The organism is Frateuria sp. GZRR35 (assembly GCF_051900415.1).
In the GTDB taxonomy this organism is placed as follows: Bacteria; Pseudomonadota; Gammaproteobacteria; order Xanthomonadales; family Rhodanobacteraceae; genus Frateuria_A.
Window position 1 is genome coordinate 1 of sequence record NZ_JBHZGL010000014.1, and the last position, 22107, is coordinate 22107.

Annotated in this window: 19 protein-coding genes; 9 read left to right on the forward strand and 10 right to left on the reverse strand. The window is 69.2% G+C overall.

Annotation, left to right across the window (positions count from 1 at the left end):
* Positions 1 to 216 precede the first annotated feature (216 nt).
* The 3 genes from ACFWZ3_RS14655 to purM all read right to left on the reverse strand — a co-directional run bounded on the left by ACFWZ3_RS14655 (position 217) and on the right by purM (position 2737).
* A complete protein-coding gene (locus ACFWZ3_RS14655) occupies positions 217 to 918 on the reverse strand; it encodes a DUF3108 domain-containing protein (RefSeq protein WP_439708421.1) in 702 nt (233 codons plus the stop codon).
* A gap of 37 nt (positions 919 to 955) precedes the next feature.
* The gene (purN, locus tag ACFWZ3_RS14660; RefSeq protein ID WP_439708422.1) at positions 956 to 1621 is read right to left on the reverse strand and encodes a phosphoribosylglycinamide formyltransferase; all 666 of its coding nucleotides are present in this window, start codon (positions 1619 to 1621) and stop codon (positions 956 to 958) included.
* 87 nt (positions 1622 to 1708) lie between these two features.
* Entirely contained in the window at positions 1709 to 2737 is a 1029-nt protein-coding gene (gene purM, locus ACFWZ3_RS14665; protein ID WP_439708423.1) for a phosphoribosylformylglycinamidine cyclo-ligase, read from the reverse strand.
* Positions 2738 to 2920: 183 nt separating this feature from the next.
* Between purM and ACFWZ3_RS14670 the strand changes: the two genes are divergently transcribed.
* The 3 genes from ACFWZ3_RS14670 (at position 2921) to hda (ending at position 5922) form a co-directional block, all read left to right on the forward strand.
* On the forward strand, positions 2921 to 3910 hold the full coding sequence (locus ACFWZ3_RS14670; RefSeq protein ID WP_439708424.1) for a DUF2066 domain-containing protein: 990 nt from the start codon (positions 2921 to 2923) through the stop codon (positions 3908 to 3910).
* A 132-nt stretch (positions 3911 to 4042) separates the two neighbouring features.
* Positions 4043 to 5221, forward strand: coding sequence for an AI-2E family transporter (locus tag ACFWZ3_RS14675; protein WP_439708425.1), 1179 nt, complete (start codon positions 4043 to 4045; stop codon positions 5219 to 5221).
* Positions 5218 to 5922, forward strand: a complete 705-nt coding sequence (hda, locus tag ACFWZ3_RS14680; protein WP_439708426.1) for a DnaA regulatory inactivator Hda — start codon at positions 5218 to 5220, stop codon at positions 5920 to 5922. Before ACFWZ3_RS14675 ends, hda begins: the two co-directional genes overlap by 4 nt.
* 76 nt (positions 5923 to 5998) lie before the next feature.
* Here hda and ACFWZ3_RS14685 read toward each other — a convergent pair whose 3' ends face one another.
* From ACFWZ3_RS14685 to ACFWZ3_RS14700, 4 genes are all read right to left on the reverse strand, one after another.
* Positions 5999 to 6202 carry a hypothetical protein gene (locus tag ACFWZ3_RS14685; RefSeq protein WP_439708427.1) on the reverse strand — a complete coding sequence of 68 codons (204 nt, stop codon included), beginning with the start codon at positions 6200 to 6202 and terminating at the stop codon, positions 5999 to 6001.
* Between the two features lie 39 nt (positions 6203 to 6241).
* Positions 6242 to 6433: a hypothetical protein gene (locus ACFWZ3_RS14690; protein WP_439708428.1), complete on the reverse strand. Its 192-nt coding sequence runs from the start codon at positions 6431 to 6433 to the stop codon at positions 6242 to 6244.
* A 27-nt stretch (positions 6434 to 6460) separates the two neighbouring features.
* Positions 6461 to 6655: a hypothetical protein gene (locus ACFWZ3_RS14695; RefSeq protein ID WP_439708429.1), complete on the reverse strand. Its 195-nt coding sequence runs from the start codon at positions 6653 to 6655 to the stop codon at positions 6461 to 6463.
* 434 nt (positions 6656 to 7089) lie between these two features.
* A complete protein-coding gene (locus tag ACFWZ3_RS14700) occupies positions 7090 to 7893 on the reverse strand; it encodes an inositol monophosphatase family protein (protein ID WP_439708430.1) in 804 nt (267 codons plus the stop codon).
* A 112-nt stretch (positions 7894 to 8005) separates the two neighbouring features.
* Here ACFWZ3_RS14700 and ACFWZ3_RS14705 point away from each other — a divergent pair, with 112 nt between their 5' ends.
* A complete protein-coding gene (locus tag ACFWZ3_RS14705; RefSeq protein ID WP_439708523.1) occupies positions 8006 to 8764 on the forward strand; it encodes an RNA methyltransferase in 759 nt (252 codons plus the stop codon).
* 64 nt (positions 8765 to 8828) lie between these two features.
* On the opposite strand, the gene ACFWZ3_RS14710 is transcribed toward ACFWZ3_RS14705, so the two are convergent.
* The gene (locus ACFWZ3_RS14710; protein ID WP_439708431.1) at positions 8829 to 9428 is read right to left on the reverse strand and encodes a hypothetical protein; all 600 of its coding nucleotides are present in this window, start codon (positions 9426 to 9428) and stop codon (positions 8829 to 8831) included.
* Positions 9429 to 9452: 24 nt separating this feature from the next.
* Complete coding sequence (gene oxyR / locus ACFWZ3_RS14715) at positions 9453 to 10400, reverse strand: DNA-binding transcriptional regulator OxyR (protein ID WP_439708432.1); 948 nt, start codon at positions 10398 to 10400, stop codon at positions 9453 to 9455.
* Between the two features lie 157 nt (positions 10401 to 10557).
* Between oxyR and ACFWZ3_RS14720 the strand changes: the two genes are divergently transcribed.
* The 5 genes from ACFWZ3_RS14720 to prmC all read left to right on the forward strand — a co-directional run bounded on the left by ACFWZ3_RS14720 (position 10558) and on the right by prmC (position 19763).
* Positions 10558 to 11097, forward strand: coding sequence for a peroxiredoxin (locus tag ACFWZ3_RS14720; protein WP_439708433.1), 540 nt, complete (start codon positions 10558 to 10560; stop codon positions 11095 to 11097).
* Positions 11098 to 11224: 127 nt separating this feature from the next.
* On the forward strand, positions 11225 to 11764 hold the full coding sequence (locus tag ACFWZ3_RS14725; protein WP_439708434.1) for a carboxymuconolactone decarboxylase family protein: 540 nt from the start codon (positions 11225 to 11227) through the stop codon (positions 11762 to 11764).
* 187 nt (positions 11765 to 11951) lie between these two features.
* A complete protein-coding gene (locus ACFWZ3_RS14730) occupies positions 11952 to 14633 on the forward strand; it encodes a M1 family metallopeptidase (RefSeq protein ID WP_439708435.1) in 2682 nt (893 codons plus the stop codon).
* 320 nt (positions 14634 to 14953) lie between these two features.
* The gene (locus ACFWZ3_RS14735) at positions 14954 to 18940 is read left to right on the forward strand and encodes a hypothetical protein (protein ID WP_439708436.1); all 3987 of its coding nucleotides are present in this window, start codon (positions 14954 to 14956) and stop codon (positions 18938 to 18940) included.
* On the forward strand, positions 18933 to 19763 hold the full coding sequence (prmC, locus tag ACFWZ3_RS14740; protein ID WP_439708437.1) for a peptide chain release factor N(5)-glutamine methyltransferase: 831 nt from the start codon (positions 18933 to 18935) through the stop codon (positions 19761 to 19763). The genes ACFWZ3_RS14735 and prmC overlap by 8 nt, the downstream gene beginning before the upstream one ends.
* A gap of 334 nt (positions 19764 to 20097) precedes the next feature.
* Here prmC and dxs read toward each other — a convergent pair whose 3' ends face one another.
* Positions 20098 to 21987: a 1-deoxy-D-xylulose-5-phosphate synthase gene (gene dxs / locus ACFWZ3_RS14745; RefSeq protein WP_439708438.1), complete on the reverse strand. Its 1890-nt coding sequence runs from the start codon at positions 21985 to 21987 to the stop codon at positions 20098 to 20100.
* Positions 21988 to 22107: the final 120 nt, after the last annotated feature.

Genomic DNA, 22107 nt, shown 5'->3' on the forward strand with positions numbered 1-22107 from the left:
GGCGGTACCTAGCTCTTATCCCTCACCGGGCTTAGCAGGCCATTTCTTTGGTTACTTTCTTTGGGCCAGCAAAGAAAGTGACCCGAGCGCCGGTAGGCGATCGGAAGCCCGCGGCAGGCGAGCCAAGCCGCGGGAAGACCACGCAAGAACGACAAGCAAGGCAGCGAGCCCCGAACCCTCACCCGGCCTCTCCCCGCAGGTAGAGCGAGCAGCGCGCTACCGGAAGCTCACCAGCTCCATCGTCAGATTGCCGCCGTCCTTCTGCGACAGCTTCACCGGCAACGGATAGCGGTCCGGCGCATACCATGCGCTGAAGCCGCGATCGGCGTCCGTACGATCCACCCGCACGGCGTCGAAGCCCCCAGCAGGCACGGTCACCTTCTCCTTGCCGGTGACCTTGAACCGCTGCGTCTCCACCTCCTGCTTGACCGCCACCGGCAGCGCAATCTGCGTCTGCCCGTCACGCAGCGCCATCCCGATCGCCAGCGCGGTGGTATTGCGCTCGACCATGCCCGGCTGGGTCGCATACGTGATCGCGCCCTTGCCTTCGTCCACGGTGACCTGGTGCCTGCCCCAGTCCACCGCGACGTGGCGCTGCTTGGACTTGATCGCCGCGTCCAGCCGATAGTCGTAGCTCAAAGCCTCGGGCGCGTCGCCCTTCCAGCGGAAACGCGAGACCTCGTCCAGGTTTGCGCCGAGCAGGGCGGCCAGTCCGGAGGTGCCGCGCACGTGTTTGCTGTATTCCCACTGACCATCGCCAATCGGCTTGAGGCTGACGGTAGCCTCGCCCATCGGCGAGCCGTCCCGCAGCACGCGGTAGGTGGCGGTAAAGGCCTTCGGCGGAGCGGCGAGAGCAAGGCCGCTGGCGCTGGCCAGCAACAGGGCGCCGGCGAGACGCAAGAGGTGGCGGAGGGTCATGCGCCCGAGTGTGCCCGCCGCTGGCTGAACATCGAGTTCAGGCCGGCACGAGCCCGTGTTCGGCAAGCCGCATCGGGGCGGCCAGTGGCGTGCCGTCCAGCCAGGGCGCGCCATTGCGCCAGGCCAGGCGGCCATTGGCGATCAGCGCGACCACCGCCGGCAGCAGGCGGTGTTCCAGCGGCAGCAGCCGCTGCGCCAGGCGGTGTTCGTCCTCGCCTGGTTCGATCGGCAGCACGGCCTGCGCCACCACCGGGCCACCATCGAGTTCGGCGGTGACGAAGTGCACGCTGGCGCCGTGCTCCAGGTCGCCTGCTTCCAGCGCACGCCGGTGCGTGTGCAGGCCGCGGTACCTGGGCAGCAGCGACGGATGGATGTTGAGCATGCGCCCGGCCCAGGGCGCGATCGCCTCGCCATCCAGGATGCGCATGAAGCCGGCGAGCACGATCAGTTCGGCGCCGCTGGCAGCGAGCTGGTCGAACAGGTCCAGGTCGAATGCGCGACGGTCGGGATAGCCCTTCGGATCCAGCACCAGCGTGGGAATGCTCGCGTCGCCGGCCAACTGCAAGGCTCCCGCGGTGGTCTTGTCGCTGGCGACCAGCACGAACTCGGCCGCCAGTTCGCCACGCTCACGCGCGGCCAGCAGCGCGGCAAGGTTGCTGCCGCGTCCGGAGGCGAGGACGGCGATGCGGAGAGGGTGGGGCATGTCTGTCTCGGCTGTTCACCCCGGGGTAGGCCCGTGAGGCCGGCTCGGCACCATGCGCCTACGCTCGGGGTGAATGGATGTCTTGAATCAACCGATGTGGACGCGCTCGTCGCCCTGCGCCTTGACGACCTCGCCGATCACGCGGCTGGCCAGGCCATGCCTGGCCAGTAGCGCCGTGGCAGCGTCGACGGCGTCACGCGGCAGGATCACGGTGAAACCCACGCCGCAGTTGAACGTGCGCCACATCTCCTCGCGCGCGACCTTGCCTTCGCGCATCAGCCAGTCGAACACCGGCGGCAGCACGATGGCGTCGGCGGCGAGCGTCAGCCCCAGGCCGTCGGGCACCACGCGGATGATGTTCTCCTTCAGGCCACCACCGGTGATGTGCGCCATGCCGTGGACGGGCTGGCTCTTGAGCAGCTCCAGCATCGGCTTGATGTAGATCGTGGTCGGCGCCATCAGCGCGTCGGCGAGCGTCACGCCGCCCAGATCGAGATCGAGCGGGCGGCCAGCGCGCTCGACGATCTTGCGGATCAGCGAATAGCCGTTCGAATGCGGACCGGAGGACGCAACGCCGAGGACCACGTCCCCGGCCACGATCGCCTCCCCCGAAAGCAGCTGCGATTTCTCCACCGCGCCGACCGTGAAGCCGGCCAGGTCGTACTCACCCGGCGGATACATGTCCGGCATCTCGGCCGTCTCGCCGCCGATCAGCGCGCAGCCGGCCAGCTCGCAACCCTTCGCGATGCCGCCCACTACCGCCACGGTGGTGTCGACGTCGAGCTTGCCGGTGGCGAAATAGTCCAGGAAGAACAGCGGCTCGGCGCCCTGCACCAGCACGTCGTTGACGCACATGCCGACCAGGTCGATGCCGATCGTGTCGTGGCGGCCCAGTTGCTGCGCGAGCTTGAGCTTGGTGCCCACGCCGTCGGTGCCCGAAACCAGGACCGGCTCCTTGTAGCGGCCGGCCAGGTCGAACAGGCCGCCGAAACCGCCCAGACCGCCCATCACCTCCGGACGGAACGTGCGCTTGACCAATGGCTTGATGCGTTCGACCACGGCATTGCCCGCGTCGATATCGACGCCGGCGGCGCGGTAGGTGAGGGCGTCGGACATGGCGGAGAAGGCCTGGGGGAAAGCGCGCAATTCTACCAGCACGCTTCCCGCGGCGCGGCGCGGCCAGTCTGGATCACGGGGAAATCTCAGAGCCGCGCGCTTGCGCGGCCCCGCGGATGGACGCTGGGAGCGGGATTGGGCAGACTCCCCGGTTATCCGAGCTTCCACGGACGAGCCTTGCCGATGCGCCTGCCACGCCTGCTTTTCGCCTTCCTCCTGCTGGGTCTTCTCGCGCCGGCGGCGTGGTCGCAGGTGCCCGCGGCCGTGCCAGGCTCGCCCTACGCGGTGGTGGTGCCGGTCACCGACACCAGCGAGGCGCAGCGCGATGCGGCATTCGCCACGGCGCTGGCGCAGGTGCTCGAGCGCGTCGCGGGCGGGCAGGACCTGCGCAGCAAGCCCGGTTATGACGACGCGCTGAAGGGTGCGCCGGGCCTGGTGCAACAGTTCCAGTACCAGCGCGCGGGCGCGGGCATCGTGTTGCAGGTGAACTTCGATCCGGGTGCCGTGCGCCGGCTGGTCGCGCAGATCGGTGTGCCGGCCGCGGGCGTCAAGCCGCCGGTGCTGGTGCTGGTGCACGGCAGCGACGGCAGCCTGCTCGGCCAGGACGCGCTGGGCGCGCTGGCGCAGGCCGCCGCGGCGCGCGGCTACCAGTTGGCCTATCCCGACCCGTCGAACGTGCCCGAAGCATCGGCGGTTGCGAACGCCGATCCGACCGCGCTGGCGATGATCACCCAGCACTACCACACCGGGCTGATCCTGGTCGGCAACCTCAGGGGCGGCAGCGCGGACTGGACCCTGGTCTCGGGCGGCAAGCCGCAGCCGTGGAGCGACCAGGCGGTCAGCGCCGACGCCCTGCTGACCGAAGCCGGCAACGGCCTGGCCGACCGCCTGGGCAAACAACTCAACGTGATCGGCGCCGGCATCAGCAGTGGCAAGCTGTGGGTCAGCCGGGTCGAATCGGCGCAGGCCTACGCCAACCTGCTGGCGATGCTGCGCGCCGACCCGTCGGTGCGCGAGGTGAATACGCTCGCCGCCGACAACGATGGCTTCCTGCTCGGCATCAAGGCGAGCACGCCGACGACCGCACTTGCCGCCAGCCTGGCCGCGGGCGGGCGGGTGATCCTGGGCACGCCACACGCAGGGGCGGACGCCAGCCTGCAATGGCTGCATTGAGACGACGCCTGGTGTAGGAGCCCGCTTGCGGGCGATGCTCTCCCCCGCGCATCGCGAGGAGCGTCGCCCGCAAGCGGGCATCTACCCTCGAGGAAAAGGAAACGCCGTGCATCGCTTGAACGAGGCCCATCCGTGACCCACGACCTTTCCCGCCGCTGGCAACTGCTCGCAATCGTGCTGGTGATCGGCTTCCTGATCTGGTTGCTGGCGCCGGTGCTGATGCCGTTCGCGGTCGCCGGCATGCTCGCCTACCTGGGCGATCCGCTGGCCGACCGGCTCGAACGGCTGGGACTGAACCGCACCTGGGCGGTCAGCATCGTGTTCTTCGTGCTGACCCTCTTGCTGGTCGGCGCGCTGGTGCTGCTGGTGCCGCTTATCTCCGACCAGATCGAGAACCTGGTCCACAACCTGCCGCGCTACGTGGACTGGATCCAGAACACCGCGCTGCCCTGGCTGCAACGCAAGCTAAGCCTCGATCCTGACGCATTCGACACCAGCCGGTTGATGGCCGCGATCCGTGCGCATATCGGCTCGATCGGTGCGGTGGCGACGACGGTGCTGGGTACGGTGTCGCGTTCCAGCATCGGCGCGGTCATGTGGCTGACCAACGTAGTGCTGGTGCCGGTGGTGGCGTTCTACCTGCTGCGCGACTGGGACCGCCTGATCGCCTACATCGACAGTGTGCTGCCGCGTTCGGTGCAGCCGACCGTCGCCCACCTGGCGCGCGAGTCCGACGCGGTGTTGGGTGCGTTCGTGCGCGGCCAGCTGCTGGTGATGCTCGCGCTGGGCATCTTCTACGGAGTGGCGCTGACCCTGGTCGGACTGTCGGTCGGCCCGCTGATCGGCATGGTCGCCGGCCTGCTCAGCTTCGTGCCGTACCTGGGCTTCATGGTCGGTTTCGGTGCGGCGATCATCGCGGCGCTGGTGCAGTACGGCGACTGGGCCCATCCGCTGGTGGTCTGCGGCGTGTTCATCGCCGGCCAGTTGCTCGAAGGCTACGCACTGGTGCCCAAGCTGGTCGGCGACAAGATCGGGCTGCATCCGGTGGCGGTGATCTTCGCCGTGCTCGCCGGCGGCTACCTGTTCGGCTTCCTCGGTGTGTTGCTGGCCTTGCCGGCCGCTTCGGTGATCATGGTGCTGTTGCGCTACCTGCTTGAGCGCTACCGCATGAGCGAGCTATACACGGAGGCCGGTGCAGACGACCCGGTGATCGCCGAGGTCGAGGTGACCGTGAATACCGCGGACGGCACCGCGCAAGGCGGTGCGACCGTCCCTGCGCCGCGCGGTCCCGCGGGCGACGGTTCGCCATGATTCCGCAATTGCCGCTCGCGCTGCGTTGGCCGCGCCGGCAGCGTTTCGAGCACTTCCACGCCGGCGCCAATGCCGCCGCCCTGGCGGCGGTGCGAACGCTGGCCGAAGTACCCGGGGCACCCTGGGTGTATCTGCATGGCCCGGCCGGTAGCGGACGCAGCCACTTGTTGGTGGCCGCCTGCCAGGCTGCAAGCGCGGCCGGGCGGCGCGTGCAATACCTGCCGCTGTCGGCCATGCATGAACACATCGGCGCGCTGCGCGGGGTAGGCAGCAGCGAGTTGCTGGCGATTGACGATCTGGGCGTGCTGGCCGGTGAGCGCGCCGCCGAGCACGCCCTGTTCGACCTGTACAACCAGGTGCGTGCGGAAGGTGGGGCGATGTTGTTTGCCGCCGATGCACCCCCGGCGCAACTGGGCGTCGGCCTGCCGGACCTTCGCTCGCGCCTGGGCGCCTGCACGCAGTTCGCGCTCAAGCCTCTGGATGACGCCGAACGGCGCGCCGTACTGCGCGAACAGGCCGCCGCGCGCGGCATTGGCCTGGACGAGCCGGTGCTGGACTGGCTGTTCAGCCACTACGCCCGCGACCTGGCGGCACTGCTGGACCTGCTCGACCGGCTCGACCAGGCCTCGCTGGCCGCCAAGCGGCGCATCACGGTGCCGTTCCTGCGCGACTTCCTGCGCGAGGGCGCTGGGCAGGCGTAGCTGGCGCAGGGTGGCTTCCGCTCGCCATGCTGCATCGCGATGGCGAGCTGAAGCGCACCCATGTGTCATGCCTGGGCTACTTCCTGTTGTGGCCCTCGGCCTGCTTGCCTTCCTCGACCAGTTCGCGCACGCGTTGGCCGCCCTTGTGGCCCAGCTCGGAGTAGCCTTCGGGCCCGAGCTGCTCCTTGCGGATCTCGCCGCCCTTGTGGCCGCCCTTCTGACCGGCCTCGCGGACGGTCATGTCGCCGCTGTCGTGCTGGTTGTCGCTGTGCTTTGCCATAACGATGCTCCTCGGTGGGCGGCCTGAGGCCGCCGTTGATCATTTGCGGCTGTCGCCGCGGCCTTCGGCCTGCTTGCCTTCCTCGATCAGTTCGCGCGTGCGCTGGCCGCCCTTGTGGCCGCCTATCTCGCCGCCCTTGTGACCGGCTTCGCGCACGGTCATGTCGCCTTTGTCGTGCTGGCTGCCGCCGGCGTGCTTGCCGTGGTCGCTCTGGTTTTTCTGGGGTGCCATGTGAAGCCCTCCTCTCGTGGTGTGCCTTCAGTTCGGGCGCTGCTCGCTCTGGCGTGCCTCGACCTGGCGGCCGCGGTTGATCAACTCGCGCACGCGCAAGCCGCCCTTGCGGCCTGCCTCGCGCACGCTGAGCTTCCCGCGTGCCCCGTCGATCGTGCCGTTGGCGGCGTGTGGGGTCTTGTTGCTGTTGGATTGACTGCCTGGGGACTGTTGCCGGCTCATGGGTTATCTCCGTTGGTACATCCGATCGTTCTTGTGCAAGGCTCGGCTGGCCGCCTTCCCGGCGCCCAGCGGAAAACAGCGGGTCCGGCAGGGGTCCACGACCCGCTTCCGCCCATCGGCGCAGGCGTGCCCCGATGGCGACGGACGCTCCCTCGCCCGCAAGGGTGTCGCGACACGTCGCGGGCCCTTCGGACGAGCAGGGGCGTTGCAATGCGGATGCCAGCGCGAGGAGCGTCGCGACGGCGAACCTTGCGTTCGCGCGGCTGGAAAAAACGCCTCGGCTGGAAAGTTCTACAGGGACGTTCGCCTGCTCTGGGGACAGGCAGCGGCCTGCTTGCGTGCGGGCCTGGCATCCGGCCGCACAAACCCGGGTGGCCTTGCGCGCAAAAAAAGAGCGCCACGGGGGCGCTCTTTTTTTCGGACGAGGGCCTTGTTCAGGCCTTGAGCAGCGCCGGTGTCGCCTGTGCCCCGATCGCGTCGGTCATCGCCTTGGCGACGTTGAGGTTGGCGGCGATCAGGTTGCCGCTGGCCGGCAGGCCGTCGCGGCCGGCGAAATCGCCATAGCGCCCACCCGCCTCGTGCACCAGCAGCACACCGGCGGCCATGTCCCAGGGCTTGAGGCCGATCTCGAAATAGCCGTCGTAGCGCGCGGCGGCGGTGTAGGCCAGGTCCAGTGCGGCCGAGCCGGAGCGGCGGATATCCTCGGCCTGGCCGAGCAGGGCGCGGGTCATCGCCAGCTGGGCGTCCAGGTGCTCGCGCTGGCGGTAGGGGAAGCCGGTGGCGATCATCGCGCCGCCCAGGTTATCGCGGCGGGACACGCGGATGCGGCGGTCGTTGAGGTAGGCGCCGTCGCCCTTGCTGGCGGTGAACAGCTCGTCGCGCAGCGGATCGAACACCACGCCATAGATCGGCACGCCCTTTTCGACCAGCGCGATGGACACGGAGAAGTGCGGGATGCCGCGCAGGTAGTTGTGCGTGCCGTCGAGCGGATCGATCACCCAGGTGAGCGGGCTCTTGCCGGTCGCGCCGCCTTCCTCGGCGAGGATCGCGTGGTCCGGATAGGCGCGGCGCAGTTCCTTGACGATCTCGGCCTCGGCCAGCCGGTCGACTTCCGAGGCGAAGTCCATGCGGTGCTTCTCGACCACGTGCAGGCCGTCGATGCGGTTCATGTAGCGCAGGATCACGTTGCCTGCGGCGCGCGCGGCACGTGCCGCGATGGTGACGGCGGGTCTTGGCATGGCTTCGGCTTTGGAAAAAGAGCACAAATGCGGCCGGCGATTCTAGCAGAGCCGGCGTTGGGGCGTCCGAAGGCGGCTATCCTTGACGATCCTGCCTGTTGCCTTAGCCGCCATGACCGACCACGCCGATCTCGCCCGACTGTTCCGCTTCGTGTTGGTGCGCACCTCGCATCCGGGCAACATCGGCAGCGCGGCGCGGGCGATCCGCACGATGGGCTTCACGCGACTGGAACTGGTCGCGCCGGCGGAGTTCCCCAGCCGCGAGGCGGATGCGCTGGCGGCCAACGCGGTGCAGGTGCTGGCCGAAGCGGGCGTGCATGAGTCCCTGGTCGACGGTCTGGCGGGCGCGACCTTCGCGCTGGGCCTGTCGGCGCGCCGGCGCGGCGTCAACCTGCCGGAGCTCACGCCGCGCGAGGGTGCCGCGCAGGCGCTCGCGGCCGCGGCGCGCGGCGAGCAGGTCGCGCTGGTCTTCGGCAACGAACGCACGGGCCTCGAGAACGAGGAACTGGCGCGCTGCCACGCGATGGTGCGCATCCCCAGCGTGGAGGACTACAGCTCGCTCAACCTGGCCCAGGCGGTGCAGGTGATGGCCTACGAGCAGCGCCTGGCGATGTTCGGCGACACGCCGATGACTGCGCCGCCGGAGCATGACGAGCCCCCGGCCGATGCGGCGCACATGGAGCGCTTCTTCGAACATCTCGGGCAGACGCTGGACGACATCGAGTTCCACAAGGGCCGCGAACCGACCACGATCATGTTGCGCCTGCGTCGCCTGTTCCAGCGCGCGCAGCCCGACGAGCGCGAGCTGCGCATCCTGCACGGCGTGCTGGCCGACGCGCAGCGCATGGCCACGCTCGCCAGGCGCCCGTAGGAGCGCACCTTGTGCGCGACCGCGGGCTTCACGGTCGCGCACAGGATGCGCTCCCGCAGGGAGCTCATGGCGCGACCGGCCCCAGTTCCTCCACATACACCAGCTCGCAGGCGCCGTCGCCGGTGTCGTCGCGGCGCAGCGAGGTGCGCCAGTGCCAGCCGTCCGGACGGCTGGCATCGACGAGGAAGCCTTCCAGATGCACCAGCTCGCCCGGGCGCACGTGTTTCATCGCATAGCGCACGCCGTCGTCGGCGGGAATGAGGTGCATGTTGGTCGCCGAGGTCTCGATCTCGCGCCGCGGGATCGGGTAGTCGCGCACGTGCCAGTAGAAGAAACGGCTGGACTGGCGGATATCGATGCTGGCCAGTACCGCACTGTCGGACATGCGGCCCCAGCCCAGCGCCAGGTCGGTCGGCGCAAGCGATGCACCGGCATCCCAGCGGTAGTCCTCGCGCGAAAGCACGCGTGCGGTCAGCGCGATGTGGGCGCGCGTGCGCAGCACGGTGTCGCCACGCTGGAGCAGGGCGCCGTCGTCCAGGTCCACCTGTTCGGGTGCCTGCGCGGCGAGCACGCCCGGCGGCGGGTGCAGCGGGCGTTGCTGCCACCAGCCCAGCGCGCCCCAACCCAGCAGCACTATCAATCCCAGCCACAGCAATCGCTGCATCGGTAATCCCCCTGTGAGAGCGCGTCAGGCGCGCTTGCGCCGCGTGGTGGTGGCGGGCTCGGCAAGTTCCGGCTTGAGCAGCTCGGACGGCAAGCCGCGCACTACCTCGGCGAATCGTTCGAGGAACGGGCCGAGCGATGAACTCTTGCGCCACACCAGTGCGATCCGGCGACTCGGCGCGTGGCCCGAAAATTCCAGCAGCTGCACGTTGTCGGTCCGGGCCACCGGCGGCTTGATCGCCAGCGTCGGCAGCAGCGTGATGCCCACGTTCGCCGCGACCATCTGGCGCAAAGTTTCCAGGCTGGTAGCGCGGAAGCCGACCTTCTCGCCGGCGCCGGCGAGCTGGCACAGCTCCAGCGCCTGGTCGCGCAGGCAGTGGCCGTCTTCGAGCAGCAGCAGGCTTTCGTCCTCCAGGTCGGCCAGCTTCAGGCGGGCCTTTCGGTGGGCCAGGGGATGGTCGTTGGGCACCGCCAGCACGAACGGTTCCTCGAACAGGAACTCCGCATGCAGGCTTTCCTCGTGGATCGGCAGCGCAAGGATGCCCACGTCCAGCGAGCCCTCGCGCAGCATGCGGATGACCTGCTCGGTCTTCTCCTCGATCAGCAGCAGTTCCAGCCGCGGGAAACGCTGGCGCACCACCGGCACCAGGTGCGGCAGCAGGTAGGGCCCGAGCGTGGGGAACACCCCTAGCCGCAGCCGGCCGGCCTCCGGGTCGCGCGTGCGCTGGGCGATGGCGCGGATCTCATCCACTTCGGCCAGCACGCCGCGGGCACGGCGGGCAATCTCGCGGCCGGTCTCGGTGAGCAGCACCTTGCGCGGCGTGCGCTCGACCAGCGCCACGCCGAGCTCGTCCTCGAGCTTCTTGATCTGCGTGGAAAGGGTCGGCTGGCTGACGAAGCTGGCCTCCGCTGCCCGCCCGAAATGGCGGTGCTCGGCCAGCGACACCAGGTAGGCGAGGTCGCGCAGGTTCATGGCTCACTCCGATAGACCATGCCTATGAGTGTGATGGCAACAATCAATTTGAACAATGCCTTGGCGGTGCGTAACCTTGCCCTCATGACGCGCCATCCACGGCGCCCATGATGCTCTCACCGATCGCTCTAACCATCAGTACCTCAAGGAGAAGCCCATGCTCACCATCGGCGACAAGTTCCCCCAGTTCAGCGTCCCGGCCACCGTCTCGATCGAGAACCTGGACACGGCGTTCAGCACGATCGATAACAACACCTACAAGGGCAAGTGGCTGTGCGTGTTCTTCTACCCGAAGGACTTCACCTTCGTCTGCCCGACCGAGATCAAGGGCTTCTCGGACGTCAACGAGCAGTTCGCCGACCGTGACTGCCAGGTCCTGGCCGCCAGCACCGACTCGGAATTCGTGCACCTGGCCTGGCGCAAGGACCACAAGGACCTGCGCGACCTCAAGTTCCCGATGCTGGCGGACATCAAGAAGGATCTCAGCAACGCGCTGGGCATCCTGACCGCCGATGGCGTGGCGCAGCGCGCGACCTTCCTGGTCGACCCGGAAGGCATCATCCGCTTCGTCTACGTGACCGACGGCTCGGTCGGCCGCAACCCGCAGGAAGTGCTGCGCGTACTCGACGCCCTGCAGACCGACGAGCTGTGCCCGTGCAACTGGCACCAGGGCGAAGACACCCTCAAGGTCGCCTGATCGCCTCTGACTTGCAGTAACCGCGCGTCCGGATCCCTCCCCCTCCCCCACGGACGCGCGGTCTCCCCAGCCGGCGGCGAAGCCCGCTTCGCCGCCGGTCTTTTTTTGACTTCAAGAAGGTGTCCCCATGAGTCTTGCCGACCTCAAGAGCCAGCTCCCCGACTACGCCAAGGACCTGCGCCTGAACCTCGATTCGGTGCTGAGCGAGGGCGGTGCGCCGGGGTTGACGCAGAAACAGATCATGGTGGTCGCGCTCGCCGCGGCGATCGCCTCGCGCTACAAGCCGCTGACCAAGGCAGTGGCCGAGGAAGGTGCGCAGCACGCCAGCGCCGAAGAGCTCAACGGCGCCCGCGTGGCCGCGTCCATCATGGGCATGAACACGATCTACTACCGTTTCGTGCACCTGGTCAGCGAGCCCGAATACGGCACGCTGCGCGCGGGGCTTCGCATGAACGCGATGATGAATCCCGGCGGCACGAAGATCGACTTCGAGCTCGCCTCGCTGGCCGTGGCGGCGGTCAACGGTTGCGGCATGTGCGTGGACTCGCACGAGAAGACCCTGCGCAAGCACGGCCTCTCGGCGCAGCCGATCCAGAGCGCGATCCGCATTGCAGCGGTGATCCACGCGGTCGCGGTGGCGCTGGAGCAGGCCGACGTGGCCGGCTGAGTTGCGAGATCGCAGGAAAGTACGGAGCCCGGCCAGTGATGGCCGGGCTTTTTTCTTGCGCGTCGCCCGCCGGAGTCGAGCCTTTCACGTTGCATCGAAGCTGGTCATGCCTTTTGGCACTGTGTCACAAGTCATGCCCGGCCTAGGTTCGGGAAGTTGCCTTCACAGTCCCTGGGGAAAACAAACCATGCGTCGACTCGTCAAACCGCTCGTGCTCACCGCGCTGGCCGCCTGCTGCGGTGCCGCCTTTGCCGCCACGTCCGACCCCGTGCCGCACGGCAAGCTGCCGCGCTGGGCGGTGCCCGAATCCTATGCGCTGTCCTTCAAGGTCGACCCGCGCCAGCAGGATTTCTCCGGTACCACGCGCATCAAGGTGGACCTCAAGCAGGCCTCCGACCATATCTGGCTCCATGGGCACGATCTGAAGGTCTCGAAGGTCACCGTGACCGATGCGGCCGGCAAGACGCACGCCGCCAAGTACGTGGAGGCGGCGCCGAAGGAGGGCGTGGTGCGGGTCGATTTCGCGGACACGCTCAAGCCGCAGGAACTGACCCTGAGCTTCGACTACACCGCGCCGCTCAACCAGCAGCTGCAAGGCCTGTACAAGGTCAGCCACGAGGGCCAGCCGTACGCGATGACGCAGATGGAACCGATCAGCGCGCGCTACGCCTTCCCCGGTTTCGACGAGCCCGATTTCAAGACGCCGTTCGACATCAGCCTGACCATCCCCAGCGACGAGAAGGCGGTGGCCAACACCAAGCAGGTCAAGGAAGTGGCCGCGGGTGAGGGCTGGAAGACGCTGACCTTTTCCACCACCAAGCCGCTGCCGACCTACCTGGTCGCCTTCGGCGTGGGCCCCTGGGACATCGTCGCCGGCCCGGACATCTCGCCGGACGCCTACCGCGCCACCCCGCTGCAGCTGCGCGGCATCGCCGCCAAGGGCGAGGGTCACCGCATGAAACACGTGCTATCGGAAACGCCGAGCATCATCCACACGCTGGAGGACTACTACGCCTTCGGCTACCCGTGGGACAAGCTCGACCTGCTGGCCGCACCGGACTTCTCCGCCGGCGCGATGGAAAACGCCGGCCTGGTGACCTTCCGCGACTGGCTGCTGCTGCTCGATCCGGACTCCCCGGCGCAGTACGTGCGCGGCTCGTTCAACGTCAACGCGCACGAACTGGCCCACCAGTGGACCGGCGACACCGTCACCACCGCCTGGTGGAACGACATCTGGCTCAACGAGGCCTTCGCCACCTGGATGCAGCAGAAGGTGACGATGAAGGTGCATCCGGAGTACCGCGCCGACCTCGACCGCGTGCGCGGCGCGCAGTACGCCATGGACAACGACAGCCTGGTCACCGCACGCAAGATCCGCCAGCCGATCACCGGCAACGGCGACATCGAGACTGCGTTCGATTCGATCACCTACCAGAAGGGCGCCAGCGTGCTCGGCATGTTCGAGGGCTACGTAGGCGAGAAGACCTTCCAGCACGGCATGCGCCAGTACATCCAGGACCACAAGTTCTCCACCGCCACCGCCGATGACCTGGTCGATTCGATCGCCAAGGCCGCCGACAAGGGCGAGGACTTCAAGCAGGCCTTCAAGAGCTTCCTCAACCAGCCCGGCGTGCCCTACGTGCAGACCCAGCTGATGCAGAAGGACGGCCAGACCGTGCTCAAGCTCAGCCAGAGCCGCTACCTGCCGGTGGGCAGCAAGGGCGACGCGAAGCACGTCTGGGGCGTGCCGGTGTGCGTGCGCTACGGCACCGCCGACGGCAGCAAGGTCAACTGCGAACTGCTGGAAAAGGCTGCCGGCACGATCGCGCTGCCGGGCGCTAGCGCCAACACCTGGGTGATGCCCAACGCCAACGCCAGCGGCTACTACCGCTTCGGCATGGACAAGGGCGACCTGGCCCGCCTGGGCGACCAGATCAGCCATCTGACCGACGCCGAACAACTGGCTTATGCCGACGCGGCCGACGCCAGCTTCCAGCATGGCGACATCAACGCGGGCGACCTGCTCGCCGCGCTCAAGCCGCTGACCGCTTCGCGCGTGCGCGCAGTGGCGACCGCGCCGATGGCCAGCTTTGAATGGATCAATCGCCACCTGGCTAGCAACGACGCGCAGCGCAACGCCCTCGATGCCTGGGCCAAGTCCGCCTACCTGCCGCGCATGGAGCTGCTCGGCTACCACCGCAAGGCCAACGAGCCGGACGACGATTCCCTGCTGCGCAGCACGCTGGCCGGTTTCCTCGCGCTCGACGTGAAGCTGCCGCAGGTGCGCGCCGAACTGCTCAAGCAGGGTGATGCGGCGCTCAAGCGCAAGGCCGACGGCCACCTGAACCTCGACGCGGCCGATCCGGATCTGCTCGACACCGCGCTCGCGGTGGCGGTGCAGGAGCACGGCAAGAGTGCGGTCGACGCGCTGATCGCGGAGCTGCCCAAGACCTCCGATCCGGCCCAGCGCAACGCCATGCTGGCCGGCCTAAGCGCGGTCGAGGACCCGGCCCTGGCCGAGCAGGTGCGCAACTTCGCGCTGGACAAGCAGGTCAAGGTCGGCGAGATGTCCGCCCTGCTGCGCGGCAGTCGCGAGACCCGCGCCCAGCGCGACGCCATGTGGAAGTGGGCGGTCGCCAACTACGACCGCATCGTCGAGCGCACCGGCAGCTTCGCCGGTGGCCGCCTGCCGGGACTGATGGGCGGTGGCGGGTGCTCGCAGGAAGAGGCCGATCGCCTGCAGGCGTTCTTCAAGACGCGCGCCAAGGACGTCACCGGCGCCGAGCGTGGCCTGGCGCAAACCACCGAGAACACCTTGCTGTGTACGGCGCTGAAGGCCAAGCAGGACCCGCAGGCAATCCTGCACTGAGGCCAAGGCCTTTTGGCTGAAAGAGACGCCGGGCGGCAACGCCCGGCGTCTTGCTTTGAGCACCTTGCTTTTTGAGCCCTCTCCCCTCCGGGGAGAGGGTTGGGTGAGGGGCCGGGGCTCGCGGGAAGGTTGATCGCAAAAGATTGTTTTCGTATTTGCGTCATTGAACTTGCCGCAAGAGTGACCCCTCACCCCAGCCCTCGCCCCGGAGGGGAGAGGGAGCACACCGCCGCCCCGTTGACGTTCCCCCTAAACTGTCCCGCGCCCACCGGGCGACAGGGAGACCAGGCATGCGTGCTCGATCAGGATGGTTGTTGCTCATGGGTCTGTTGCTGGCCCCACCGTCTGGCGCCCAGCAGGTGCCGCCGACGTTGCGCGACTGGCAGGACTGGGTGCTGCATGAGGTGCCGGCGCATGCCTGTCCGAGGCTGGCGCACGCACCGGGCCAGGGCGAGGCCTGGCAATGCGCCTGGCCGGGGCGGCTGGCGCTGACGGCCGATGCGGCCGGTGGCCGCTTCACGCTCGACGCCCATGCCGACGCGCCGTCGTGGATCGCATTGCCTGGCGACGCACGCCATTGGCCGGTCCAGGTAAGTCTGGACGGTCAGCCGGCCGTGGTGCTGGAGCGCGACGACCAGCCGATGGTGCGCGTATCGCCTGGTGACCATCACCTGCAGGGCGTGCTCCCCTGGTCGACGCGACCGGTGCGCCTGCACGTGCCCGCGGCGATCGGACTGATCGATCTCACCCTGGACGGCAAGCCGGTCGCGCGCCTGCAGCGCGATGGCGACGAGCTGACCCTGGGCGAGGCCGCCGCCGCCCAGCGCGTGGCCGATGCATTGTCGCTGCGTGTCGACCGCCGCCTGGCCGATGGCCTGCCGGCAACACTTCAGACCCGCTTGCGCTTCGACGTGACCGGCAGCGCGCGGGAACTGGTGCTCGGGCCGGCGCTGCCGGACGGCTTCGTGGCCACCGCGCTGGATGGCGAGCTGCCGACCCGCATGGAGAGCGACGGCCGCCTGCGGGTGCAACTGAAGCCCGGTCGCTGGACCGTCACCCTCGATGCCCGCGCCAGCGCGCCGCTCGCGCGTGTTGCGATCACCCTGCCGCCGGCGCCCTGGCTGCGGCAGGAAATCTGGAGCTATGCGGATGATCCGGACCTGCGCGGCAGCCATGCCGAAGGTCAGGCCACCGACGCGGCGCAAGCCGGCGTACCGGAGGACTGGCGCGAACTGCCCGCCTTCATGATGGACGGCCAGGCCACGCTTACCGTGCAGCCGGGCGAGCGTGGGGCAGGGCGGCACGACCGCCTGCGCCTGTCGCGCCGCCTGTGGCTGGACTTCGACGGCCAGGGCCTGGCCGTAGACGACCATCTGCAAGGCGAACTGCACCACCAGCGCCTGGAGGTCGGTGCGCCCTGGCAGCTGCAACGCGCCGAGCAGGACGGCGAGCCGCTGCTGGTCAGCCGCGGCAAGGACGGGCGCAGCGGCGTGGAAGTACGCAGCGAGCAGCTCGACTTCGGCGCGGGCCTGCGCGCGCCCTCCACCGGTACGCTGCAGGTGACCGGGTGGAACGTGCCGCTGGAACGCATCGACGCCATGTTGCAGCTGCCGCCGGGCTATCGCCTGCTCGGCGCGCCCGGCGCGGACAGCTCGCCCGATTCGTGGGTGGCCCGATGGAGCCTGCTGGACGTGTTCGGCGTGGCGCTGATCGCCCTGCTGGCCGGCCGCCTGCTCGGTTGGCCCTGGGCGTTGCTGGCCGCCGGCTTCCTGGCGCTGGCGCAGCACGAGGCGGGCGCGCCGCGCTGGACGCTGGCGTTGTTTTTCGCGTTCGCGCTGCTGTTGCGGGCGTTGCCGGACGGGCGCCTGCGGCGCGTCGCCAACCTTGCGGCCCTGGCCTCGTTCGTACTCGCCGCGCTGTGGACGCTGCCGTTCGTGGCGACGCAGCTTCAGTACGCGCTGCACCCGCAGCTCGAGCCACAGGCTCTTGGCGTCGAATTCGCGGCGGGAACGCTGGATGAGGGGTACAACGTTCCACCTCCCGAACTTGCAGCTCCGCCAGCGCCCTCCGCGGCGGCGCCACAGGTATCGGAAGCGGCGCAAGCGCTGGGAAGCGTGACGGTGAGCGCCGCGAGGCTGTCCTCGATGGATGTGCCGACGGGCGCGCGCAGCGTGGTCCAGGCGGGCCCAGGCACGCCGACCTGGCGCCTGGGCAGCAACTACCGCCTCGGCTGGTCCGGCCCGGTCACGACCCAGCAGACCATGCGCCTGCTGATCGCTCCGGCCTGGCTGGTGAGCCTGTTGCGCGTGCTGATGGTGGGCCTGCTGGCCGCGTTGCTGGCGCGCGTGCTGCCCTCGCTGCTGGCGCCCTGGCGCGGGCGCTGGCAGGGCGGGCGGGGCGCGGCCTCGATGGCGCTGCTGGCGCTGGCGGTGCTGCCCTGGCACGCCCATGCGCAGGCGTTGCCGAGCCAACCGCTGCTCGACCAGTTGCGCCAGCGCCTGGTCGAGGCGCCGGCCTGCGCGCCCGCCTGCGCGAACCTGCCGGAGGCGCGCGCGGTGCTGGCCGGCGATGCGCTGGACCTCACCCTGCAGGCGCACGCCGGCGCCACGGTCGCGCTGCCGCTGCCGGTCACCACGCTGCCACTGGTCGCGGTGACGGTCGATGGGCGTCCGGCCGTACTGGCGCGCCGCGACGACGACCAGTTCTGGCTGCGGCTGGAACCGGGCGTGCACCCACTGGTCCTGCGCTACCGGCTCGGCGGCATCGACAGCGCGCGCCTGCGCTTCCCGCTGGCGCCGCAGCGCGTGGCGCTGCAGATGGACGGCTGGACGGCCGACGGCCTGGACGATGGCCACCTGCTTGGCGACAGCCTCGCTTTCGACCGCCAACAGACCGGCCATGATGGCCAGGTTGCGGCCCCTGCGCAGGACTTCCCGCCTTACGTGCGGCTGACGCGCCGCCTGGTGCTCGGCAACGAATGGACGGTGCAGAACGAAGTCGAGCGCATCGCGCCGCAGGCCGGTGGCTTCAGCATCGCGCTGCCGCTGCTGCCCGGCGAGCATCCGCTGGGCGCCGATGCGCCGGTGCGCGACGGGCGCATCCAGCTCGCCTTCAACGCCGGCACGGACAGCGTCGAATGGACCAGCCGGCTGGACCGCGCCACCCGGCTGCCACTGGTCGCGCCAGCGCTGGCCGAACGCGCCGAGGTGTGGGAGATCGACGCCGAACCGATGTGGCACGTCGATGCCAGCGGCGTGCCGGCGAGCGGCGGCGACGCGCTGCGCTTCCAGCCGCTGCCGGGCGAGCGGCTCACACTGACGCTCACCCAGCCGCCGGCCGTCGCGGGCGGCACCCTGGCGTTCGACCGGGTGGAGTCCCGCAGCACCCTCGGCGAGCGGGCCAGCGAGACTACCCTGCAGTTGCAGGCGCGCAGCACGCGCGGCGGCGAACACGCGCTGGGCCTGCCGGCCGATGCCGAGCTGCTGCAGGCCAGCCGCGACGGCGAACGCCTCCCGCTGGCCGTGCGCAACGGCGCGCTGTCGCTGCCCTTGTTGCCGGGCACGCATAGCTACGAACTGCGCCTGCGTGAACCGGGCGGCGCGGCCATGCGCATCCGCTCGCCGGCCATCGCCCTGCACGCGCCGGCGGCCAACCTCGATACGTTCCTGCAATTGCCGCAGGATCGCTGGGTGCTGTGGACCTGGGGTACGGGTGCTGGCCCGGCCGTGCTGTACTGGGCACAGCTGATCGTGCTGCTGGCCGCGGCCTGGCTGCTCTCCCGTTACGCGCCCACGCCGCTGCGTTTCCGCCACTGGCTGCTGCTGGGACTGGGCTTCTCCGCTTTTGCCTGGAGCGCGTATGCCGTGGTGGTGGCCTGGCTGATCCTGCTCGGACTTCGCGCCCGCGCCGCGGTCGATTCGTGGCGCGCCGGTTTGTTCGACCTGATGCAGGTGGCGCTGGCGCTGCTTACGGCGATCGCGCTCAGTGTATTGGTGGCCGCGGTGCCGGGCGGCCTGCTCGGACAGCCGGACATGCACATCGCCGGCATGGGTTCCAGTGCGCTGCAACTGCACTGGTTCGCCGATCGTAGCGTCGACGCGCTGCCGCGCGCGGGCGTGTTCAGCCTGCCGTTGTGGACCTACAAGCTGGCCATGCTGGCCTGGGCGCTATGGCTGGCCAACGCGCTGATCGGTTGGTTGCGCTGGGGCTTCGAGGCCTGGTCGCGCGGTGGCTACTGGCGCCGCGACCGGCCGACGCCGGCCATGCCGCCGCAACTGCCCGTCGCGGAGACGCCACGCGATGCCTGAAGTGCGCCAACTGCTGGCGGAGGCCGCCGCGCGCCTGGGTGACCGTTCCGAGGCGGCCATCCTGCTCGCGCACGCGCTGGGCAAGTCGCGCACCTGGCTTGTAGCGCACGCGGACGATCCGGCCGACGCGAGCGACGTGGCGGCCGTCGCCGCGCTGGTGGAACGGCGGGCCGCCGGCGAACCGGTGGCCTACCTCACCGGCCATCGCGGCTTCTGGACGCTCGAGCTGGAGGTAACGCCCGCCACGCTGATCCCGCGACCGGAAACCGAACTGCTGGTCGAGCTGGCGCTGGCGAAACTGCCGCGCGAAGGCTCGCCGAGCGTGGCGGACCTGGGCACCGGTAGCGGCGCGATCGCGCTGGCGATCGCACGCGAATGCCCACACGCACGCGTGCTTGCCACCGATGCGAGTGCCGCGGCGCTGGCGGTGGCGCGGCGCAATGCCGCTGCCAACCGCATCGACAATGTGGCCTTCGTCGAGAGCGACTGGTTCGAGGCGCTGGAGGCCAAGCGCCTCGACCTGGTCGTATCCAATCCGCCCTACATCGCGGCGGACGACCCCCATCTGGCGCAGGCTGACCTGCGCTTCGAGCCAGCCAGTGCGCTGGCCTCCGGGCCTGATGGCCTGGATGACATCCGGCGCATCGTCGATGGCGCGCAGGCGCACCTGATCCCGGGCGGGTGGCTGCTTTTCGAGCATGGCTGGGACCAGGGCAATGCGGCGCGCGATCTGCTCGAAGCGGCGGGCTACGACGAGGTGTTCACGGCGCAGGATCTGGAGCAACGCGATCGGGTCAGCGGCGGCCGTAGCCGGTTCATCTAACCCTGACCGCCCGCTTTCGTGGCGCAGTGCCGCGTTCCCGAGCCTTCCTCGCGACCGCTTGGCAAGGTGCCGACAGGCGGAAGGGGGCGCTCTTAGATGCGATGCGCCTGGTCTCCCGCAAGGTCGCCCCCATCCGCCCTTCGGGCACCAAGTGCGGCCGTCTTTGTAGCCGGGCCTTCCCCCGCGGCTGCGGGGGAGGGTGTCGACAGGCGGAAGGGCGCTCTTGGCGGGATGTGTGGGCGGTCTTTCGCAGGTCCTCCCCATCCGGCCTTCGGGCACCTCCCTTGAACGGGGGAAGGACTTGGGGCGAGCCGCTGGGAAAGGGAGGCCGTGATCAGCCCGCGCTGGCGGCAACGCTCGCCAACTGCGGGAAGCGCGCCCGGATCGCATTGCGGATGCCCGGCAGGTCCAGCCCGGCCATGGACAACACCTCTTCGCGGCTGCCGTGTTCCAGATAGACGTCCGGAAGGCCAAGATGGAGCACCGGCTTGACGATGCCGTGTGCGGCCAGGCATTCGGCCACGCCTGAGCCCGCACCGCCGGCGATCGCGTTGTCCTCCAGCGTGACGAACGCATCGTGCGTCCGCGCCAGCTCCAGGATCATCGCCTCGTCCAGCGGCTTGACGAAGCGCATGTTGACCAGCGTGGCATCCAGCTCCGCCGCCACCACCGCTGCCGGTGCCAGCATCGCGCCGAAGGAGAGGATCGCCAGGCCGTGTCCGCGCCGGCGCAGCTCGGCCTTGCCGATCGGCAGGGTGTCGAGTTCCTTGCGCACGGCAGCACCCGGGCCGGTGCCGCGTGGATAACGGATGGCCGCCGGGCCGGCGTACTCGAAGCCGGTCGACAGCATCATGCGGCATTCGTTCTCGTCGGCTGGCGCCATGATGACCATGTTCGGCAGGCAACGCAGGAACGACAGGTCGAAACTGCCGGCGTGGGTGGCACCATCCGGCCCGACGACGCCGGCGCGGTCGATCGCGAAGGTGACGTCCAGGTTCTGCAGCGCCACGTCGTGGATCGCCTGGTCGTAGGCACGCTGCAGGAAGGTCGAGTAGATCGCCACCACCGGTTTGGCGCCTTCGCAGGCCATGCCGGCGGCCAGTGTCACGGCGTGCTGCTCGGCAATTGCCACGTCGAAGTAGCGCTTGGGATATTCCCTGGAGAAGCGCACCAGGCCCGAGCCCTCGCGCATCGCCGGGGTGATCCCCAGCAGCCGCTCATCGGCGGCGGCCATGTCGCAGAGCCAGTCGCCAAAGATGTCGGTGTAGGTCGGCTTGGCCGGCGCGTTCTTCTTCACCACGCCGGCGACCGGGTCGAACGGGCTGACCGCGTGGTACTCGATCTGCGCCTGCTCGGCCGGCGCGTAGCCCTTGCCCTTGGTGGTGATTACGTGCAGCAGCTGCGGGCCGGGCAGGTTCTTGACCGTACGCAGCGCGCGCAGGAGCGCCGGAATGTCGTGGCCGTCGATCGGGCCGGTGTAGTGGAAACCCAGCTCCTCGAACAGCGTCGAGGGCAGGAACATGCCCTTGGCGTGCTCCTCCCAATTCTTGAAGAAGCGGCCGAAGAACGACTGCCGCGGGATCGCCTTCTTGGCCCGCTCGCGCACGGCGTTGAGCCGGCGACTGGCCATCGCGCGCGCCATCATCTTGGTCATCGCGCCGACGTTCTCGCTGATCGACATGCCGTTGTCGTTGAGCACGACCAGCATGTTCGGCTCGACGTCGCCGCCGTGGTTGAGCGCCTCGAAGGCCATGCCGGCGGTCATCGCCCCATCGCCGATCACCGCCACCACCTTGCGGTCGTCGCCCTTGCGCTGGGCGGCGATCGCCATGCCCAGCGCCGCCGAGATCGACGTGGAGGAATGCCCGACGCCGAAGGTGTCGTATTCGCTTTCCTCGCGGCGCGGGAACGGCGCCAGGCCGTCCTTCTTCTTGATCGTGGTGATCCGGTCGCGGCGGCCGGTGAGGATCTTGTGCGGGTAGCACTGGTGGCCCACGTCCCAGACCAGGCGGTCGCGCGGGGTGTCGAAGACGTGGTGCAGCGCCACGGTCAGCTCGACCACGCCCAGGCCCGCGCCGAAATGCCCGCCGGAGCTGGCAACCGACTCGATCAGGTACTGGCGCAGTTCGTCGGCGACGGCCGGCAGCTCGGCATCGGACACGCGGCGCAGGTCGTCCGGCGCGTCGATGCGGGCCAGGTGGGGATAGCGGGTTGGGTCGATCATCCGCATATTGTTGGCCCAGCCGCAGGGCGGGGCAAGGGCGGCGACGTGAACGAAACCGGGCATCGTGCACACCGGGCACACGAAACCGCTCGCAAGCTGGATGCGACCCAAGGCCAGAGA

Coding starts and splice junctions, on each gene's coding strand:
- ACFWZ3_RS14690 (WP_439708428.1), bottom strand. CDS start 6,433: ATGGCACCCCAGAAAAACCAGAGCGACCACGGCAAGCACGCCGGCGGC.
- purM (WP_439708423.1), bottom strand. CDS start 2,737: ATGTCCGACGCCCTCACCTACCGCGCCGCCGGCGTCGATATCGACGCG.
- ACFWZ3_RS14695 (WP_439708429.1), bottom strand. CDS start 6,655: ATGAGCCGGCAACAGTCCCCAGGCAGTCAATCCAACAGCAACAAGACC.
- oxyR (WP_439708432.1), bottom strand. CDS start 10,400: ATGAACCTGCGCGACCTCGCCTACCTGGTGTCGCTGGCCGAGCACCGC.
- dxs (WP_439708438.1), bottom strand. CDS start 21,987: ATGATCGACCCAACCCGCTATCCCCACCTGGCCCGCATCGACGCGCCG.
- ACFWZ3_RS14735 (WP_439708436.1), top strand. CDS start 14,954: ATGGGTCTGTTGCTGGCCCCACCGTCTGGCGCCCAGCAGGTGCCGCCG.
- ACFWZ3_RS14685 (WP_439708427.1), bottom strand. CDS start 6,202: ATGGCAAAGCACAGCGACAACCAGCACGACAGCGGCGACATGACCGTC.
- ACFWZ3_RS14710 (WP_439708431.1), bottom strand. CDS start 9,428: ATGCAGCGATTGCTGTGGCTGGGATTGATAGTGCTGCTGGGTTGGGGC.
- purN (WP_439708422.1), bottom strand. CDS start 1,621: ATGCCCCACCCTCTCCGCATCGCCGTCCTCGCCTCCGGACGCGGCAGC.
- ACFWZ3_RS14670 (WP_439708424.1), top strand. CDS start 2,921: ATGCGCCTGCCACGCCTGCTTTTCGCCTTCCTCCTGCTGGGTCTTCTC.
- ACFWZ3_RS14655 (WP_439708421.1), bottom strand. CDS start 918: ATGACCCTCCGCCACCTCTTGCGTCTCGCCGGCGCCCTGTTGCTGGCC.
- ACFWZ3_RS14700 (WP_439708430.1), bottom strand. CDS start 7,893: ATGCCAAGACCCGCCGTCACCATCGCGGCACGTGCCGCGCGCGCCGCA.
- prmC (WP_439708437.1), top strand. CDS start 18,933: ATGCCTGAAGTGCGCCAACTGCTGGCGGAGGCCGCCGCGCGCCTGGGT.
- hda (WP_439708426.1), top strand. CDS start 5,218: ATGATTCCGCAATTGCCGCTCGCGCTGCGTTGGCCGCGCCGGCAGCGT.
- ACFWZ3_RS14725 (WP_439708434.1), top strand. CDS start 11,225: ATGAGTCTTGCCGACCTCAAGAGCCAGCTCCCCGACTACGCCAAGGAC.
- ACFWZ3_RS14720 (WP_439708433.1), top strand. CDS start 10,558: ATGCTCACCATCGGCGACAAGTTCCCCCAGTTCAGCGTCCCGGCCACC.
- ACFWZ3_RS14705 (WP_439708523.1), top strand. CDS start 8,006: ATGACCGACCACGCCGATCTCGCCCGACTGTTCCGCTTCGTGTTGGTG.
- ACFWZ3_RS14730 (WP_439708435.1), top strand. CDS start 11,952: ATGCGTCGACTCGTCAAACCGCTCGTGCTCACCGCGCTGGCCGCCTGC.